Origin of the sequence: Neobacillus sp. OS1-2 (genome assembly GCF_030915505.1) — a bacterium.
Taxonomy (GTDB): Bacteria; Bacillota; Bacilli; order Bacillales; family Cytobacillaceae; genus Neobacillus.
Map to the genome: position 1 here is coordinate 3,189,972 of NZ_CP133265.1, position 15,621 is coordinate 3,205,592.

Consider the following 15,621-nt stretch of genomic DNA (forward strand, 5'->3'; position numbering starts at 1 on the left):
AAAAAAGGCAGGGGATTTTTCCTTTGCCTTTTGGTTTCACTTTGATAGCAGAAAAGAAAATTCAATATATTAAGAAAGCTTGTTTTTATTCTTGGCTAATCCATATATAATGGAATTGAAATGAATGAAAAGGGGGAATTTGCCGTGTCAATCAATTTTACAACGGATAAGGTAAATTTACGAGTTGTTGACCGCGTTGCAACACTGGAAATGAACAGACCGGAATCTTTAAACTCGATGGATACGGATGTCATTAAGGGGCTAGTTTGCAAACTAAAGGAATTAAGTGATTCTGATGATGTTGATATTGTTGTCATAACAGGTAAGGGGAGAGCCTTCTCAGCTGGCGGTGATATTAAAACAATGCTTTCAAACATGAATGAGAGCGATTTCTTTCCAGTAATGGATTGCATTAGTGAACTAATCATCACTCTTTATAGCATGCCGAAACTTACCATTAGTGCTGTTACAGGTGCCGCTGCAGGCTTGGGCTTTAGTTTAGCATTGGCGACAGACTATATTATAGCCGATAAAGCTAGCAAATTGGCAATGAATTTTATTGGAATTGGTTTGATTCCTGACGGTGGTGCCCATTTCTTTTTAGAAAAACGATTGGGAGAGACGAAGGCAAAGCAAGTCATCTGGGATGGAAAAATGCTTAGTGCCGAAGAAGCGTTCAAGCTGGGACTGATTCAAGAGGTAGCAGGAGAAGACCTCCAGGAGGCTTTGGATACTAGAATTGCAGATTGGCTAAGTCGTCCGGTTCAGGCAATGATTAAGACGAAAAAAATAATGGCTGAGAAGAATCGACCGCAATTATTAAAAATCCTGGAGTTAGAAAAATATGGCCAGCAAAAAATGCGGGAAACGATTGATCACCAAGAAGGAATAAAGGCCTTTATTGAAAAAAGGAAACCACGTTTCATTGGACAGTAACCATTAGCGGCGCATGAATGATTCATGCGCCTGCTTGTTTCACGAATGGAAAAGTAAGAGTTTGCCATTTGGTGATGTGCAGCGATGTGTTTTTGCTAATAAGTTTTTCTCTACTAATAGTTGTTCCCCTAGTTTCTTTGCTGCATCGTCATTTTCCGCCTGAAAGGTTTCGTCTAAAAGCTTTTCGCCAGTTGCTTCAAATGCAGTTAATTTATAATTCTTCACTATAAAAACCCCTTTAAAAAATGATTTACTACTATTTTTGCATAATTCTAAAAAAAGTGCAAAAGAAAGAAAATGAAACCAAATTATGGTACCATTCGTAATAATGAGAGAAAGGAGTGTATGAAATGGTTCTAAAACTTGAACATGTCACAAAACGGTTTGGGCAGTTTTTGGCCGTTGACGATTTATCCTTAACAATCCCTGAAAAAGAAATGTTTGGCTTTTTAGGGGCTAACGGGGCCGGAAAGACAACCACGTTTCGGATGATTTTAGGTTTGCTCGATAATACCGCCGGAAGAATTACCTGGGATGAGCAGCCGATTGATTATTCCACCAGCCATTTAGTCGGCTATCTTCCCGAGGAAAGAGGATTATACCCGAAGTTGAAAGTCCGAGATCAAATTGTCTATTTAGCGAGATTAAGAGGGATGCAGAAGAGTGAGGCGCTGATTGAACTAAAATCTTGGTTGGAGCGCTTTAAAATCCCAGAGTATGAAAATAAAAAAGTGGAGGAACTGTCAAAAGGGAACCAGCAGAAAATTCAGTTCATTGCTGCTGTTGTACATAAACCGAAATTATTAATCCTTGACGAACCATTTAGCGGGCTTGACCCGGTCAATGTGGAAATGCTCAAGGAGGCTGTCTTAACCCTTAAACAAAATGGGGCCACCATTGTATTTTCCAGCCATCAAATGCATCATGTCGAGGAGATGTGCGAACATCTTTGCATTATGCATAAAGGAAAAACGGTAGTTCATGGTGACTTAAGGAAGATAAAACGTGAGTTTGGCAAAAAAAATCTCATCATCCATGCCGATTTTTCCCTAGATTCTTTGAAAGATTATCCTGGTGTTGTAAAAGCAACGCCAACAATGGAAGGGAGTCTTCTACAGATTGAAGGAGAAAGAGTGGCAGAAAGTATACTTAAAGAAATTGTTAACAAAGGATTCATCCGAAAATTTGCCCTCGAAGAACCTTCTTTAAATGATATCTTTATCGAGAAAGTGGGTAATTCTTATGAATAGCTTTTGGATTATCTTATTTCATACCTATCTAAACAAACTAAAAAGTAAATCGTTTATTATTACCACAATCATCACTGTTGTGATTGTCCTGGCTCTAACGAATATTAATAATATAATCAGTATATTTGATAAAAACGGTGGGAAAGAGAATGTTGCTGTACTGGATGAAAGCGGGAAACTTTACGAACCTTTTAAACAACAGCTAAAAACAATTAACAAAGATATCAATATAAAACTTTACAACGGAAGTGAGAAGGAAGCAGAAAAAGCAGTTGAAAAAGGCGATGTTTCCGGTGTTATTCAGCTGGGGCTTAATGATGAAGACTTGCCGGTAGCAACCTATAAAGCCATGAGCATCGCGGATTCCTCCCTTTTTACTGATCTACAAACTGCTTTGCAGCAAGTGAAAACGATGTTAGCAGCTTCTCAAATTAATTTGGCACCGGCACAGCTGCAAAAGCTTTATGAACCAGTTTCTTTTAAAAAAGTGGCGCTTGAGAAGAATGCCAAAACAGAAGAGGAGCTTAATCAGGCTCGAGGCCTTGTTTACGTCCTCCTATTTATCATCTATTTTGCGGTTATTATGTATGCCAACATGATTGCGATGGAGGTAGCCACAGAAAAGTCCTCGAGGGTAATGGAAATATTAATATCAAGTGTTTCGCCAATCAAGCAAATGTTTGCGAAAATATTGGGTATTGGTCTATTAAGTTTGACACAATTAGCGGCATTTCTGATAGTCGGTTATTTCTCCTTAACCAAAAACATGGATTCATTAAAGGAAGGCTTTTTTGGTGTTTACGGGTTTGGTGATATTCCCACAGCCACCATCATCTATGCCGTCATTTTCTTTATTCTCGGCTATTTCCTCTATGCCACACTTGCAGCCTTTTTGGGCTCACTTGTCAGTCGGATTGAGGATGTACAGCAGATGATTACTCCGATGACGCTAATGGTTGTAGCCGGATTTATGATTGCGATGTTTGGACTTGGTAAACCTGATGCAGCCTTTATTACCGCAACGTCTTATATTCCCTTTTTTACACCGATGATTATGTTCCTGCGTGTTGGGATGCTGACAATCCCGGCGTGGGAGGCGATCTTGGGTATCGCTATCCTTGTTGCTACTATTGCCGTGTTAGCCATTTTTGGGGCACGTGTTTACCGAGGCGGTGTCTTAATGTATGGGAAATCTAATTCCTTTAAAGATATTAAAAAGGCATTGCAATTAACCAAAAGCGAATAATGAATGGCTTTACCGGTTTCCGGTAAAGCTTTTTATTATGTGCGCCCGGCATGGGCGATAACTTGGTGGTGCAAGTCCACTACAGGCTTGGCAGTAGGAACTGTTAGCTAAAGGCAAGGGTGTCCTCCGCGAGGAGGAATCTGAAGGAAGCCGGCGGCAAATTCTCGAACTGACGAACAGAAACTATATACAAGGCTGAATTGGGACGGATGAGTCTGCATAACAAGATAAAGTCCAATACTGCCCAAATCCCATACAGTAAATATAGCAGTTACATGAGAAGAAGGTTATCGCTCTTACCCGGGGAGGTCTCACGGACGAGCGAATTTGCTCGGTTGAAACAAGATTTATCGTGAGAAGTCAGCAGAGGTCATAGTAGTTTCCTTTGGAAATGAAGGACTGAACAATCTTAAATCTTGGAAAACAAGGAGGTGTAGGCACCCCGCCTAATCGTAGAAAACATCAAGGTATAGACCAAAAGATGGCTACCTATGAAGAAATAGGTTGGAAACCGAAAGGTACATAGGAGTGCGTAGGGATGCCGACATGGATATGAAAGAACAAGATGGTATCAAATTAATCAACAAAGTTATCGCAAATGAAAACCTTTGGAAAGCATATGAAAAGGTGAAAAGTAACAAAGGAGCTCCCGGGGTTGATGGGATTACCGTATATCAATTGAAAACACATATGGAAAAGCACTTCCAACCTCTTAAACAGAAGCTTTTGGATGGGACTTACCAGCCCCAACCCGTTAGAAGGGTTGCCATTCCAAAATCAGACGGTTCCAAAAGATATTTGGGGATACCTTGTGTGTTGGATAGAGTGGTACAACAAGCTATCCTCCAAGTAATTGAACCAATAATAGACCCATACTTTTCTGACAAGAGCTTTGGTTTTCGTAAAGGTAGGAATGCACACCAGGCAATTAAACTTGCCGAACAGCATTATCAAGAAGGATACCGAGTAGTAGTGGACTGCGACTTAAGAAGCTACTTTGACACAATCCACCACCAAAAAGTTAGAGCATATTTGGAAGAGTTCATCTCGGATAAAACCGTTCTTAAATTGATTTGGAAATTCCTTCGCTCAGGCATTCTAGACAAAGATATCTATATTGAAACCACAGAGGGAGCACCGCAAGGTGGACCGTTATCCCCCATTTTAGCAAATGTCTATTTGAACAAATTAGACAGAAAACTAGAAGAGAGAGGACACCGTTTTATTAGATACGCAGATGACTTCGTCATCTATGTCAAAAGCAAACGAGCTGGAGAAAGGGTAATGAATAATGTCACTAGCTATATCGAAAGTGACCTTGGACTAACCATTAACCAAAAGAAAAGTAAAGTCTGTGGGGCAACTTCGGCTACATTCCTTGGTTTCAATCTACAAAACCTCATGGGAAAGTCGGTTGCCGACCTAGCAAGTCGGCAAAACAACGATTTAAAGATAAATTGAGAAAGTCGACCAGTCGAAAACAACCGGGAACTTTCGAAGAAATCATCAAGAAGATAAACCAGTTAACCACTGGATGGATTAACTACTACTGTATAGCTCGTATGAAACAATTTATCATTAACATCCGGAAGTGGTTAAACCACCGACTTAGACAACTCATTTGGAAACGATGGAAAAAGCCAAAGACCAAATACAGAATGCTTCGCAAATATGGAATCAGTCATGACGATGCCATGAAATTAGCTAATTCGCGGAAGGGATATTGGCGCATATCCAAAAGTGAAATCCTACATCAAGCGATAACAAAAGAAAAACTCACAAAGTGGGGATTGAAAGACATTTCCCAACTTTATGAGCTTAGATACTTAAAAGATTGAACCGCCGTATACGGAACCGTACGTACGGTGGTGTGAGAGGCCGGGGATTAAAATTCCCCTCCTACTCTATTTTCCTATAGGAACGTGCATTCGTGTTTTAATGGTGTTACAATGAATAAAAAGGGCGAAAGGAATTATTTATGAAAAAGATATCGTTTATTCATGCAGCAGATCTACATTTGGATAGCCCGATGATCGGATTAAAGCATTTACCAGCACCTATTTTTTCTAGGGTAAAAGAGAGTACCTTTATAGCATTGAAAAAGCTGACAGCAGCTGCGATCGAGCGGGAAGTTGATTTTGTCGTCTTGGCAGGAGATTTATTCGATGGAGAGGACCGCAGTTTGAGGGCACAATCTCGCTTTCGTACGGAAATGCTAAAGCTTGCTGAGAAGGATATTCCCGTTTATGTTGTACATGGAAATCACGATCATTTAAATGGTTCTTGGGTGCATTTGGACATGCCTGAGAATGTTCATGTTTTTCATGGTGAGGTTGAAACAATGATGCTCTATACCAAGACCGGTGAATGCGTTCATCTTTATGGATTTAGTTATCCTACAAGGCATGTGTTTGATCGGAAAATAGATGATTATAAGAAAGCTGAGGGGGCAGATTTTCATATTGGCATTCTTCATGGTAATGAAAGCACGGGAAAGGAGCATGACAACTATGCTCCATTTTCAGTCAAGGATTTACTGGAAAAAGACTTTGATTATTGGGCATTAGGACATATTCATAAACGTTCTGTATTGTCTGAGAATCCCCCGATTATCTATCCCGGCAATATTCAAGGAAGAAATAAGAAAGAGTCCGGCAGTAAAGGGTTTTATTATATTACATTGACAGACCTGGATACAAAAATGGATTTTATCGAGTCATCTGATATGATCTGGGAGGAAGCTGTCATTGATGCCGCCTCAGCGAATAGTTTTCACGATGTACTTCGTTTATGCCAAGCGGCTATCAACACTATTCGAAGAGCTCAAATAGGAACACTGGTAACTCTTTATTTGAAAAATATATATCTACCCAATGATGATGAAAAAAAAAGCTTGAACGTGGAACTTTTAGACCTCCTACTAGAGGATGAAAAGGATGAAGAGTCCTTTGTTTGGGTTGTCGACTTAGTCATCACGGAAAGTCTGCCAATCGATAAAGAGCAGTTGAAAACAGAAACCAATTTTTATGGAGAGCTATTTGAAACAATTGATCATTTCGATCAATTTGATTCTGCGTTAGCACCCTTGTATGAGCATCCGTTTGGGAGAAAATATTTGTCCCATTTATCACTTGAGGAACAAAATGAGTTGCTGGAAAAAGCAGAAAAAACGCTTATAGAATTACTTTATCATTCTTAGGAAAGGAGTGATCTTTTGAAAATTATTGAGATTCACATATATGGATACGGTCAATTAGAAAATCTCAAAATCACGAACCTTAGTGATTTTCAAGTTTTCTATGGCGAAAATGAAGCCGGCAAGTCTACCATTATGGCTTTTATTCATGGGATTCTTTTCGGGTTCCCTACAAAGCAACAATTTGACCTGCGCTATGAGCCTAAACATAGCAGCAAATACGGTGGGAAAATTAGAATTTATCATGAAGAGCACGGATATGCTGTCATAGAGCGGATTAAAGGAAAAGCAGCAGGTGATGTGAAGGTAGTCATGGATTCAGGAGTAATTGGCGGCGAGGAACTTTTAAAAGAACTTACAGGAAATTTTGATAAAAGTTTATATCAAGCTATTTTTTCCTTTAATTTGCAAGGCTTGCAAAACATTCACCAATTAAAGGATGAGGACATTGGTAAATTTTTATTCTCTGCAGGAACATTGGGCACAGAACAATTATCAAAAGCGGAAACCTTCCTTCAAAGGGAGTTAGACCTCCGGTTTAAGCCAACAGGGAAGAAACCACTTTTGAATGAAAGATTACAAGCCCTTCATGAAATAAGTGGAGAGTTGAAAAAAGCAGCCGCAAAAAATAAGGAATATGAAAGCCTGATTACGAAGAATGACGTGCTTCAGGAAGAAATGCTCGCAATAACGGATGCTCTTCAGGAACTAGCTAAAAAGATGGAGAAATTGAATGAATGGAAGAGGATCGAGCCAATCGTCAAAGAAGAGAGACGAATAAAGAAGGAGCTTAACGAACTGGGAGAAATCAGGTTTCCAGCACGCGGGATGGAAAGAATGGAGAAACTAAATCAACTGATTCACCCCTATCAGGCCGAAATCGTAAGTATTTCCGACAGAATCGAAAATATGAAGCAGGAATTAACGACGATTGAACCTACTATTTCTTTGCTTGAAAATGAGCCTGCGATTTTAAGATTGCTTAATCAAATACCGATAATGGAACAATGGAATCTTGAGAAGCAGCAATGCGAGGTTAAATTAGCTGAACTTGAAGATAAGCTGTCCATTACTAGAGAAAAACTTCATTTATCCTTAAATGAAGATGATATCCTTGCGATTAATACAAATATTTATATGAGGAATCAAGTGGAAATCGTTTCCCGAAAACGACAAAAACTTGAAGAAACAAAAGTAGAGCTTGAGGCGCAGTATCAAGAGGAAAAAAACGGATTGGAAGAAATAGAAAAGGACGTCCGATTTGTAGAGAGGCAAGTCCTGTCTAAACAAGAGCGGTTACAACTTGAGGAGCACATAAATGCCGCCACTGATAAAAAGAGTTTGGAATGGGAATTAAATTCCATACAGGAACAAATAGAGATTTTCAAGCTGGCAAATGAACGGGATAAGACTGCAAAAGAAAACATAAATAAGCAGAAAAGGATCCAATTTTTTCTGTTTGAGTTCATTTTATTTGGGCTGTTATTATATGGCATGTTCACAAAGCAATGGGTTCTCTTTTCTTTCGGTGTGCTTGGATGTATAGGAATTGCACTATTTATGATGAAAAGCACAAAGCCAATAAAAGAAGAAAAAGTGAAGCAGAAACTTAATGGTTTACTAGACAAGGAAACAAACCTAAGGCAAAAGATTGAGTCAGCAAAATATTTGGATATCACAAAGCTTGAGAATCAATTACAGCTGGATAATCAAAGGCTTGATGAGCTGCAACTATTAAAAATGAGCCTAAAACAACAGCAAATTCAATACAATAAGGCATTAACGAAATTGGAAGAATGGGAAAAAGAGTCTTCTCAAAATAAAGAACAGCTGTTGTCGATCAGCAATGAACTAAAGATCCCCGAATATATTGCAGTCATGTTTTTACAAGAAGCTTTTGAATTAATTGAGCAATGTAAATCTATTTACCGCGAGAAGAAACAATTGCAAGAAAGACTTGGACAGATAAATCAGCTTCAGGACGAAATAGAAGAAGGACTTAAATCATATGAGAATCGTTTTTTAGAGGTAAAGGGCTTAGATCTACATAATTCGGCCTACCTACTAAGGAACAAGCTGAAGGAAGAGCATGAAAAGCAAATAAAGAGTCAAGAAAGGAACGGGAAGCTTGCTGACCTTATAGCAGATTTAAAGCAAAAGTCACAAGAATTGGTGCTTTTACAATCCGAACATGACAAGCTTCTCCAAACTGCTAATACAGAAACTGAGCTTCAATTCTATGAACGAGGGGAAAAGGCTGAAAAACAAGCTTTCCTTCTTGAAAGGTATAACCATCTTTTAAGTCAGCTTCAGTACGCTACACTTCCTGAACAGGCTTGGGAAAGCTATCTGTCGATTCATGATTGTGATGAAGTGATCGCAGGATTAAATCTTGAGGCATCGAAATTCCATTCAAAATTAAAAGAGCTTCAAGAGAATCAAGCTTCGATAAAGTACGAGATTCAAATATTGGAGGAAGGCGGCGTGTATTCTGACATTCTCCATCACTACAAGCAGAAGAAATTTGAACTAGAAGAGGCTGCGAAAGAGTGGTCTGTATATTGTTTATCCCAACAGATTTTGGCGCAAACGATTGATAAATATAAAAATATTCATTTACCGAGGATGCTCTCCAAAGCGGAAGAATACATGTCAATTCTGACGGACGGCAGCTATAATAAAATTCACTTGCAGAAGTCAGGTTCCGGTTTTCTTGTTGAGCGTGAGGACCATACCCTATTTGAAGCAAAAGAGCTAAGTCAGGGAACGATGGAACAGTTATATGTGTCCATTCGGCTGTCGTTGGCAACAACGCTTTATGAAAAATATCAGTTTCCCATTATCATTGATGATAGTTTTGTCAATTTTGATGCAAAAAGAACAAACAAAGTGATTGAACTACTTAAAACACTAGAGGGCAATCAACTATTATTTTTTACTTGCCATGCGCACTTACTACCCCTTTTCCAGAGGGAAAATATTCTTTCTATAGAAAAAGGTGCTATTCAGGTCATTCACTAGAGATATATGTCTATGTGTTATACTCATATTATGGGAAGGAGCGTGGATAGATTGGGAAAAAGTATTTTAGATTATGAGGTTGGAGAACAGGTTGAATTATTTCTCTTAATAAAAAATTCAACCAAAGGGATTGCGAGTAATGGCAAGCCTTTTTTGACATTAATCCTCCAAGATCAAAGCGGCGAAATCGAGGCAAAGCTCTGGGATGCTAGTGAAGAAGATGAAAAGAACTATGCAGCTCAAAATATTGTAAAAATTCTTGGAGACCTTCAAAATTATCGTGGTAAGAGTCAGCTGAAAATCCGCCAAATCAGAAAGACTGGCCCATCTGACATGGTTAAGTTAGATGACTTTCTAGAGACAGCCCCATTAAGTCAGGAAGAAATGGTCGGCAAACTGACACAGTATATTTTCGAAATGAAAAATCCAAATATCCAACGAATTACCCGTCATTTAATAAAGAAGCATCAGAAGGCATTCTTAGAATATCCAGCTGCTACAAAAAATCATCATGAATTTGTTTCAGGACTTGCCTATCACGTAGTCAGCATGCTGGACTTGGCCAAAGCGATTGCTTCTTTATATCCTAGTCTTGATAAGGATCTATTGTATGCTGGTGTGATTTTACATGATATGGGGAAGGTCATAGAATTATCGGGGCCAATTTCAACGGTCTATACAATTGAAGGAAATTTGCTTGGACATATAACAATAATGATTACCGAAATAGGCAATGCAGCAGAGGAACTGGGAATTTCCAGTGAAGAGGTATTAATTTTACAACATCTTGTCCTTAGCCATCATGGGAAAGCGGAATGGGGCAGCCCTAAACCTCCATTAATCAAGGAGGCAGAAATCCTTCATTATATTGATAATCTTGATGCTAAAATGAACATGCTTGACCGTGCATTAGAACGAGTAAAGCCAGGGGAATTTACTGAGCGAATTTTTGCGTTGGATAATCGATCATTTTATAAGCCAATGTTTCATAAGTAAATGGAAATAACCCACTTAGGGTTATTTTTTTTGCAAAGAAACGAATATTTTAAGAAAAACCGAATAAGTTGTAATACAAAGTGGACAACCACTAGAGAAGGGAGCATGAGAAGTTGACTATACCTATTTGGGTTTATGCAGTCGTGGTTGGAATTGTGATTAGTGCCCTAATGGCAATCAAAACAGGCAGGGAAGAACGGCAGTTAGAAATGGAAAATATCGAGCGTGAGGGAGAAATCTATATTTCGCGACTAGAACGGGAAAAAGAGATGCGTGAAGAACTAAATGCAACAGGAGAATAGAAAAGCGGAAGCGCCTTACATGACGCTTCCGCTTTCCCTTTTTATTGTTGTGGAGCAGCTGCTTGTGGCTTAAGCGCGTCTTTTAAATCTTTATCGCTAACTTTTACGTTGGCTGCTTTAAGTTCACGTTCCATTGCTTTGTTGATGTCTTCGGTTTTTAATTTAGATGATTTTACTTGATATTCAATATCCTTTTTCATATCTTCGTAAGGCTTCTTCTCTTGTTTCTCTGTTACTTGGATAATATGATAACCGAATTGTGTTTTGACTGGTGCGCTTATTTCATTTGCCTTAAGAGCAAAGGCAGCTTTAACAAAGTCAGCATCATATTGAGCTTTATTGGCATTATTGATGGTACCTAGATCGCCGCCATTTTGAGCAGAAGCGGTATCTGTTGAGAATTCTTTTGCAACATCTTCAAATTTTGCGCCTTCATCAAGTTTTTTCTTTACTTCATTTGCAGTTGCTTCGTCTTTAACAAGGATATGACGAGCTTTGATATCTGGCGTATAGCTATCATAGTATTCCTTCATTTCTTTGTCAGTTGCTTTTACGTCTTTCAATGCTGCTTTTTCCTGCATCATTCCAAGCTTCATTGTTTTCTTTAAATCGTCTTCGTTTTTATAACCATATTGTGCAAGAGTTGTTTCGAAATTTGCACCAAGATCTGATTTTAACTGGTTGATTTTATCATTCAGTTCTTTATCCGATACTTTGTATTTTTTAGATAGAACTTTTTCATATACCAGCTGCTGAAGGGCTTGATCACCGATTTTATCCTTCATCGATTTGTACAACTCTTCCTGCGTTACATTCCCAGCCTTGCTCTCTACCACAGTTTCAGAACCACTTTGATTACATGCACCTAATACAAGAACCCCACCAGCTAATGAAAGGGCTAATATCCATTTTTTCATGCTGTATCTCTCCTAAACAGTAAATTCTTATGGGCTTTTTGTCCACATTCCTTACTATAACATAAATTGGAACCGCTGCAAAAATAAAAGCTAGGCGCGGTAGAAAAATATCAAGAAGGGCGTGGGACTTTCCTATAAAAATTAGCTAAGTGCCTAAACGAAATGAATACATCATGAATAGTATATCTTAGCAAATGAAAAAGGAGGTATTTCAATGAGTGCCGGAGGATATGGAGCTGGATTTGCTCTAATTGTAGTCCTTTTCATCCTATTGATTATTGTAGGGGCTGCTTTCGTTTATTAAAGAGGAAATTCCCATTTATGAAAGGAGGTAATATATATGTCTGGTGGTGCAGCATACGGAGGAGGATTTGCCTTAATCGTAGTCCTTTTCATCCTGTTAATTATCATTGGGGCTTCATGGGTCTATTAAGAAAATAGTGTAAAACTTAAAGCGATGAGAACTTCCTCATCGCTTCGCTTTTTTTAGTTAATTTCCTATTGATTAATCCTAACCATTCGTATTATTTTCACAGGCGGATTATGTATATAAAATTTCCAGGTATGATGAAATAAGTAAGATGGTAATCAGAACATTAATGGTACGAAAGACCTTATGCTGGTTTTCTTCTGGTATTTCCTTTTGAATGCAAAGTGAATTGGTCATTTTATTTACATAAAACAAAATAAAAATAGCGAAGACAATAAAAACGGAGATCATCATTGATTCCCTCCCTGTTGTTCGTGTTATGATTTATACAATACCAAAAATCGGACAAAAAAGATAGTCATAAAGAATGGAAGACTGTTAGACTTTTTATCGTCAGTAATAAATTCAAAATAGTAAAAGAGGTTTACCCAACTCTCAAAAAGGTGAATAATGTTAAAGGGAAAATGTAAAGGTTCGGAAAGAGGGCTATGGTTATGAATGAACATAAATTATTGTGGCAAAGGATCCAGCTTCTTGAATACCACCAGAAACTGCTTGTAAAATTGCTACACAATCCAAAGCAAGAATTTTATAAGCTTGTTATTGAAAATAGTATAACCGAACAGGAAACAGAAAAGTTCTTAGCTTTATGTGACGAATTGAGCATGAAATTTGAAGAACAAAAAGCGGAAGGGTATGTATACTTTCATCCGCTTTTTGAACGATTATTAGCCTCATTACCAGCTAACCTGAAAATGGAAGAGGTAATAAAAGCATGCCTGCTCCAAAATTTATACGAACCGCTTTTTCACGAGTTCGAAAAATATTTATAATGGAGGTTTTACGCTAATTCTTGTTCTGTCTTTTTTGCTTTTTTTAGTAAACCATTTTCTTCGATGAATTCACTTTCGATATTGTGAAAAGAACGTTCAAAGATCTCCATAAAATCTTCACCATAAATGTTGCGAATAATCGCCATTATTTCAATGATATCCGGAAATTTTCCATACAATTCCCGCAGCGGTAACGCACCAGAAAAGGCGGCATTACTAGTTGGTTCATACGTTTCCATTGATCGGAGTAAGATATCTTCACCAGTGTCAGTGAGTTGAATATACGTATTACGTTTGTCGTTTTCCTTTTTAGAGAATTTCAACAAACCTCGTTCTTCTAACTTTTTCGAAAAGTTAAAAGCTGTTGATACATGCATTACCCCGAATTTTGCCACATCGGAGATGGAAGCGCCATTTAAATGATAGGCGATCCAAAGAATGTGATGTTCATTAATATTTAAATCATAAGGCTTAATCCATTGCTGCCAGTCTTTTTCAATCGACTTCCATAACGCTTTACTTAATTGCGTTATTCTCTGACTAAAGATCATTGCTTCTTTCATTGAATATTGTTTCTCAGTCATCCCCAATTTCACCTACTTTTATATTTCTCTATTATCATTATGCCAATAAAATAAAAATTAATAAAGATGTAATTAACAAAATTTTTAGAAATTACGTAAAATTTATATTGAATTTTTAAAAAATTCCATTTAAAAAATTTTTTCTAAATAGTTTTCACATAATTGTCCTGCTTAAAGGTGGCCTTGTTCATATGAATGAATGATAAAACATATAAATAGTTACAACCATTGTTCGAATGAGTAGGAGGACAAAATAAGATGAAGAGTGTAGCTGTAACGTTATTTATCGTAAGTGCTATTCTTTTTCTGGGATCATCTAAATATTTATTTGATTTAAAAAGACCCGGTGTGTATCCGCCAAAACAGATAATAAAGAAAAGAGCAGCAGCTTTGGCTGGTGTTGGCGGTATTTTCCTCCTAGTTGCTTTATTGCTTTCAATAATTTCATAGAAACCCCCGTATGTAATTTAAGAAAAGAACCCCCAGGGGTTCTTTTCTTAAAAGAGAGCCCCGTACATTATTTTTGGATGACGGAAGCTGATGACAATTTAGTTCGTTTAAAAATAGATTGAGCCACTGGATACAAAATAATCATAATAACAGTATTTAGTGCGATTGCCGGTAAAACACCTACTGAAAATAATGCTGCGAATGGTCCTGGTAAGCTGAATAATAAAAGAGCTGAGCCTAAAAATACAGTTCCTGATACTAATGTACCAACAGCTGATAAGATTGCTGCACAAACAATCGGCTTCATAACTTTCCTAAAGACCAAGAACAAACCGAAAAAGATTAACGAAGTAACAATCTTATCGATAATATTTGGGATTTGGCCGCTGGGAAAACTTGTTGTTAATGCCGACAAGATACCAGTTACAATCCCCATAAGCATGACGCTCTTTACTTCAGGAACGAGTAAAATGCCTAAAAACATCATGGCCAACATCATATCCGGCTTTATTCCAAGAAAACTTGGCATTATCGTATGCAATACGACTCCAATCCCCGCTAAAAGTGCTAAAATGACTAGATTTTTTGTATTCATTTCTCATCTCTCCTCTGCTATTCTAAGCTATTTGTTCCTCCTGCAGTACACTCATTGCCTGCAGCGAAAAACTTAGATTCATTATAACATATTACGATAATATTAATAAAGATATAATTTTCAGAAAATTGTGCTCTGGAGATGGGTTAAAGCTGCTTTTTAATGTTCACGGCCATTTCTTGTAATAATTGAGGTGTATAATCGCTTTGATTGCTTTTCCAAACTACACCCAGGCCATCCCCTTTGCCATAACGCGGAATCAAATGGACATGGAAGTGAAAAACAGTCTGACCGGCAAGTTCACCATTATTATTGATGGTATTCATTGCAGCAGGCTCAAATTCCTTTTTTAGGGCAGTAGCAATAGAGGGGACCACTTCATATATGTTTCTTGCGATTTCTGGAGTCAATTCGTAAATATTCTCTTTATGTATTTTAGGGATCACCAGGGTGTGGCCTTTTGTCACTTGACTGATATCCATAAACGCTACCACATGCTCATTTTCAAAAACCTTTGCAGCAGGAATTTCACCATTAACAATTTTACAAAAGATACAATCGCTCATTTCAATGACAACTCCTTTTAATGTTTGTCTTATTTTACCATAATGAATGGTAATACAAAAGAAAAAGGCAGGATTCGCATGGAATCCCGCCTTCCCGAAGGGGAATTGCTTCAATTTTGACGTTCATTTAGGAGTGTTCTTTGATAAACACCTCATTTTTCATAGAGTGTTTTTATAAAGAGACATCTTTGTTCAAGCTGACCATCCCCTATTTGTGTTTTTATTGGTTTTCCTAACCTTTAAAAACGGGTAGTGATCTGCGGTAAACACCTCATTTGCCGTTTATTTTTTTAAGATAA

Annotated in this window: 19 protein-coding genes; 13 read left to right on the plus strand and 6 right to left on the minus strand. The window is 37.8% G+C overall.

Features of this window, described 5'->3' with window-relative positions; genetic code table 11:
• Positions 1-144 precede the first annotated feature (144 nt).
• Positions 145-936, plus strand: a complete 792-nt coding sequence (locus RCG19_RS15745; RefSeq protein WP_166241671.1) for an enoyl-CoA hydratase — start codon at positions 145-147, stop codon at positions 934-936.
• A 39-nt stretch (positions 937-975) separates the two neighbouring features.
• Here the strand turns inward: RCG19_RS15745 and RCG19_RS15750 are convergent, their stop codons facing one another.
• Positions 976-1,161, minus strand: coding sequence for a YhzD family protein (locus RCG19_RS15750; RefSeq protein WP_308107901.1), 186 nt, complete (start codon positions 1,159-1,161; stop codon positions 976-978).
• A 125-nt stretch (positions 1,162-1,286) separates the two neighbouring features.
• Between RCG19_RS15750 and RCG19_RS15755 the strand changes: the two genes are divergently transcribed.
• From RCG19_RS15755 to RCG19_RS15790, 8 genes are all read left to right on the plus strand, one after another.
• On the plus strand, positions 1,287-2,186 hold the full coding sequence (locus RCG19_RS15755) for an ABC transporter ATP-binding protein (RefSeq protein WP_308107902.1): 900 nt from the start codon (positions 1,287-1,289) through the stop codon (positions 2,184-2,186).
• Positions 2,179-3,432, plus strand: a complete 1,254-nt coding sequence (locus RCG19_RS15760; protein WP_308107903.1) for an ABC transporter permease — start codon at positions 2,179-2,181, stop codon at positions 3,430-3,432. Before RCG19_RS15755 ends, RCG19_RS15760 begins: the two co-directional genes overlap by 8 nt.
• A 546-nt stretch (positions 3,433-3,978) precedes the next feature.
• A complete protein-coding gene (ltrA, locus tag RCG19_RS15765) occupies positions 3,979-4,893 on the plus strand; it encodes a group II intron reverse transcriptase/maturase (RefSeq protein ID WP_308107904.1) in 915 nt (304 codons plus the stop codon).
• A complete protein-coding gene (locus RCG19_RS15770; RefSeq protein ID WP_308107905.1) occupies positions 4,890-5,270 on the plus strand; it encodes a group II intron maturase-specific domain-containing protein in 381 nt (126 codons plus the stop codon). The genes ltrA and RCG19_RS15770 overlap by 4 nt, the downstream gene beginning before the upstream one ends.
• A gap of 140 nt (positions 5,271-5,410) precedes the next feature.
• Positions 5,411-6,631: a metallophosphoesterase family protein gene (locus tag RCG19_RS15775; protein WP_308107906.1), complete on the plus strand. Its 1,221-nt coding sequence runs from the start codon at positions 5,411-5,413 to the stop codon at positions 6,629-6,631.
• Positions 6,632-6,646: 15 nt separating this feature from the next.
• On the plus strand, positions 6,647-9,649 hold the full coding sequence (locus tag RCG19_RS15780) for an ATP-binding protein (protein WP_308107907.1): 3,003 nt from the start codon (positions 6,647-6,649) through the stop codon (positions 9,647-9,649).
• A 30-nt stretch (positions 9,650-9,679) separates the two neighbouring features.
• The gene (yhaM, locus tag RCG19_RS15785) at positions 9,680-10,645 is read left to right on the plus strand and encodes a 3'-5' exoribonuclease YhaM (protein WP_374049619.1); all 966 of its coding nucleotides are present in this window, start codon (positions 9,680-9,682) and stop codon (positions 10,643-10,645) included.
• Positions 10,646-10,758: 113 nt separating this feature from the next.
• Positions 10,759-10,947 carry a sporulation YhaL family protein gene (locus RCG19_RS15790; protein WP_166241664.1) on the plus strand — a complete coding sequence of 63 codons (189 nt, stop codon included), beginning with the start codon at positions 10,759-10,761 and terminating at the stop codon, positions 10,945-10,947.
• Between the two features lie 41 nt (positions 10,948-10,988).
• On the opposite strand, the gene RCG19_RS15795 is transcribed toward RCG19_RS15790, so the two are convergent.
• Positions 10,989-11,864 (minus strand): peptidylprolyl isomerase, encoded by an 876-nt coding sequence (locus tag RCG19_RS15795; RefSeq protein ID WP_308107909.1) that lies wholly within the window; start codon positions 11,862-11,864, stop codon positions 10,989-10,991.
• Between the two features lie 214 nt (positions 11,865-12,078).
• Here RCG19_RS15795 and RCG19_RS15800 point away from each other — a divergent pair, with 214 nt between their 5' ends.
• Complete coding sequence (locus tag RCG19_RS15800; RefSeq protein WP_166241660.1) at positions 12,079-12,168, plus strand: YjcZ family sporulation protein; 90 nt, start codon at positions 12,079-12,081, stop codon at positions 12,166-12,168.
• Between the two features lie 36 nt (positions 12,169-12,204).
• Positions 12,205-12,297, plus strand: coding sequence for a YjcZ family sporulation protein (locus tag RCG19_RS15805; RefSeq protein WP_149869219.1), 93 nt, complete (start codon positions 12,205-12,207; stop codon positions 12,295-12,297).
• A 108-nt stretch (positions 12,298-12,405) separates the two neighbouring features.
• Here RCG19_RS15805 and RCG19_RS15810 read toward each other — a convergent pair whose 3' ends face one another.
• The gene (locus RCG19_RS15810) at positions 12,406-12,585 is read right to left on the minus strand and encodes a hypothetical protein (RefSeq protein ID WP_007084261.1); all 180 of its coding nucleotides are present in this window, start codon (positions 12,583-12,585) and stop codon (positions 12,406-12,408) included.
• 203 nt (positions 12,586-12,788) lie between these two features.
• Here RCG19_RS15810 and RCG19_RS15815 point away from each other — a divergent pair, with 203 nt between their 5' ends.
• Positions 12,789-13,127: a DUF1878 family protein gene (locus RCG19_RS15815; RefSeq protein ID WP_308107910.1), complete on the plus strand. Its 339-nt coding sequence runs from the start codon at positions 12,789-12,791 to the stop codon at positions 13,125-13,127.
• Positions 13,128-13,135: 8 nt separating this feature from the next.
• Here the strand turns inward: RCG19_RS15815 and RCG19_RS15820 are convergent, their stop codons facing one another.
• Positions 13,136-13,711 (minus strand): HTH-type transcriptional regulator Hpr, encoded by a 576-nt coding sequence (locus RCG19_RS15820; RefSeq protein ID WP_166241656.1) that lies wholly within the window; start codon positions 13,709-13,711, stop codon positions 13,136-13,138.
• A gap of 258 nt (positions 13,712-13,969) precedes the next feature.
• On the opposite strand from RCG19_RS15820, the gene RCG19_RS15825 reads away from it, so the two are divergent.
• Positions 13,970-14,161 carry a membrane protein YhzF gene (locus RCG19_RS15825; RefSeq protein WP_166241654.1) on the plus strand — a complete coding sequence of 64 codons (192 nt, stop codon included), beginning with the start codon at positions 13,970-13,972 and terminating at the stop codon, positions 14,159-14,161.
• 67 nt (positions 14,162-14,228) lie between these two features.
• Here the strand turns inward: RCG19_RS15825 and RCG19_RS15830 are convergent, their stop codons facing one another.
• Together RCG19_RS15830 and RCG19_RS15835 are read right to left on the minus strand one after the other, a co-directional pair.
• Complete coding sequence (locus RCG19_RS15830; protein WP_166241652.1) at positions 14,229-14,756, minus strand: tryptophan transporter; 528 nt, start codon at positions 14,754-14,756, stop codon at positions 14,229-14,231.
• A gap of 146 nt (positions 14,757-14,902) precedes the next feature.
• The gene (locus tag RCG19_RS15835) at positions 14,903-15,322 is read right to left on the minus strand and encodes an HIT family protein (RefSeq protein ID WP_166241650.1); all 420 of its coding nucleotides are present in this window, start codon (positions 15,320-15,322) and stop codon (positions 14,903-14,905) included.
• Between the last annotated feature and the right edge of the window lie 299 nt (positions 15,323-15,621).

Excerpts from the sequence above, each read along its gene's own strand:
- RCG19_RS15830 (WP_166241652.1), bottom strand. The coding sequence starts at position 14,756 with ATGAATACAAAAAATCTAGTCATTTTAGCACTTTTAGCGGGGATTGGA.
- RCG19_RS15820 (WP_166241656.1), bottom strand. The coding sequence starts at position 13,711 with ATGACTGAGAAACAATATTCAATGAAAGAAGCAATGATCTTTAGTCAG.
- RCG19_RS15760 (WP_308107903.1), top strand. The coding sequence starts at position 2,179 with ATGAATAGCTTTTGGATTATCTTATTTCATACCTATCTAAACAAACTA.
- RCG19_RS15775 (WP_308107906.1), top strand. The coding sequence starts at position 5,411 with ATGAAAAAGATATCGTTTATTCATGCAGCAGATCTACATTTGGATAGC.
- ltrA (WP_308107904.1), top strand. The coding sequence starts at position 3,979 with ATGGATATGAAAGAACAAGATGGTATCAAATTAATCAACAAAGTTATC.
- RCG19_RS15825 (WP_166241654.1), top strand. The coding sequence starts at position 13,970 with ATGAAGAGTGTAGCTGTAACGTTATTTATCGTAAGTGCTATTCTTTTT.
- RCG19_RS15800 (WP_166241660.1), top strand. The coding sequence starts at position 12,079 with ATGAGTGCCGGAGGATATGGAGCTGGATTTGCTCTAATTGTAGTCCTT.
- RCG19_RS15835 (WP_166241650.1), bottom strand. The coding sequence starts at position 15,322 with ATGAGCGATTGTATCTTTTGTAAAATTGTTAATGGTGAAATTCCTGCT.
- RCG19_RS15755 (WP_308107902.1), top strand. The coding sequence starts at position 1,287 with ATGGTTCTAAAACTTGAACATGTCACAAAACGGTTTGGGCAGTTTTTG.
- RCG19_RS15795 (WP_308107909.1), bottom strand. The coding sequence starts at position 11,864 with ATGAAAAAATGGATATTAGCCCTTTCATTAGCTGGTGGGGTTCTTGTA.
- yhaM (WP_374049619.1), top strand. The coding sequence starts at position 9,680 with ATGGGAAGGAGCGTGGATAGATTGGGAAAAAGTATTTTAGATTATGAG.
- RCG19_RS15810 (WP_007084261.1), bottom strand. The coding sequence starts at position 12,585 with ATGATCTCCGTTTTTATTGTCTTCGCTATTTTTATTTTGTTTTATGTA.
- RCG19_RS15815 (WP_308107910.1), top strand. The coding sequence starts at position 12,789 with ATGAATGAACATAAATTATTGTGGCAAAGGATCCAGCTTCTTGAATAC.
- RCG19_RS15805 (WP_149869219.1), top strand. The coding sequence starts at position 12,205 with ATGTCTGGTGGTGCAGCATACGGAGGAGGATTTGCCTTAATCGTAGTC.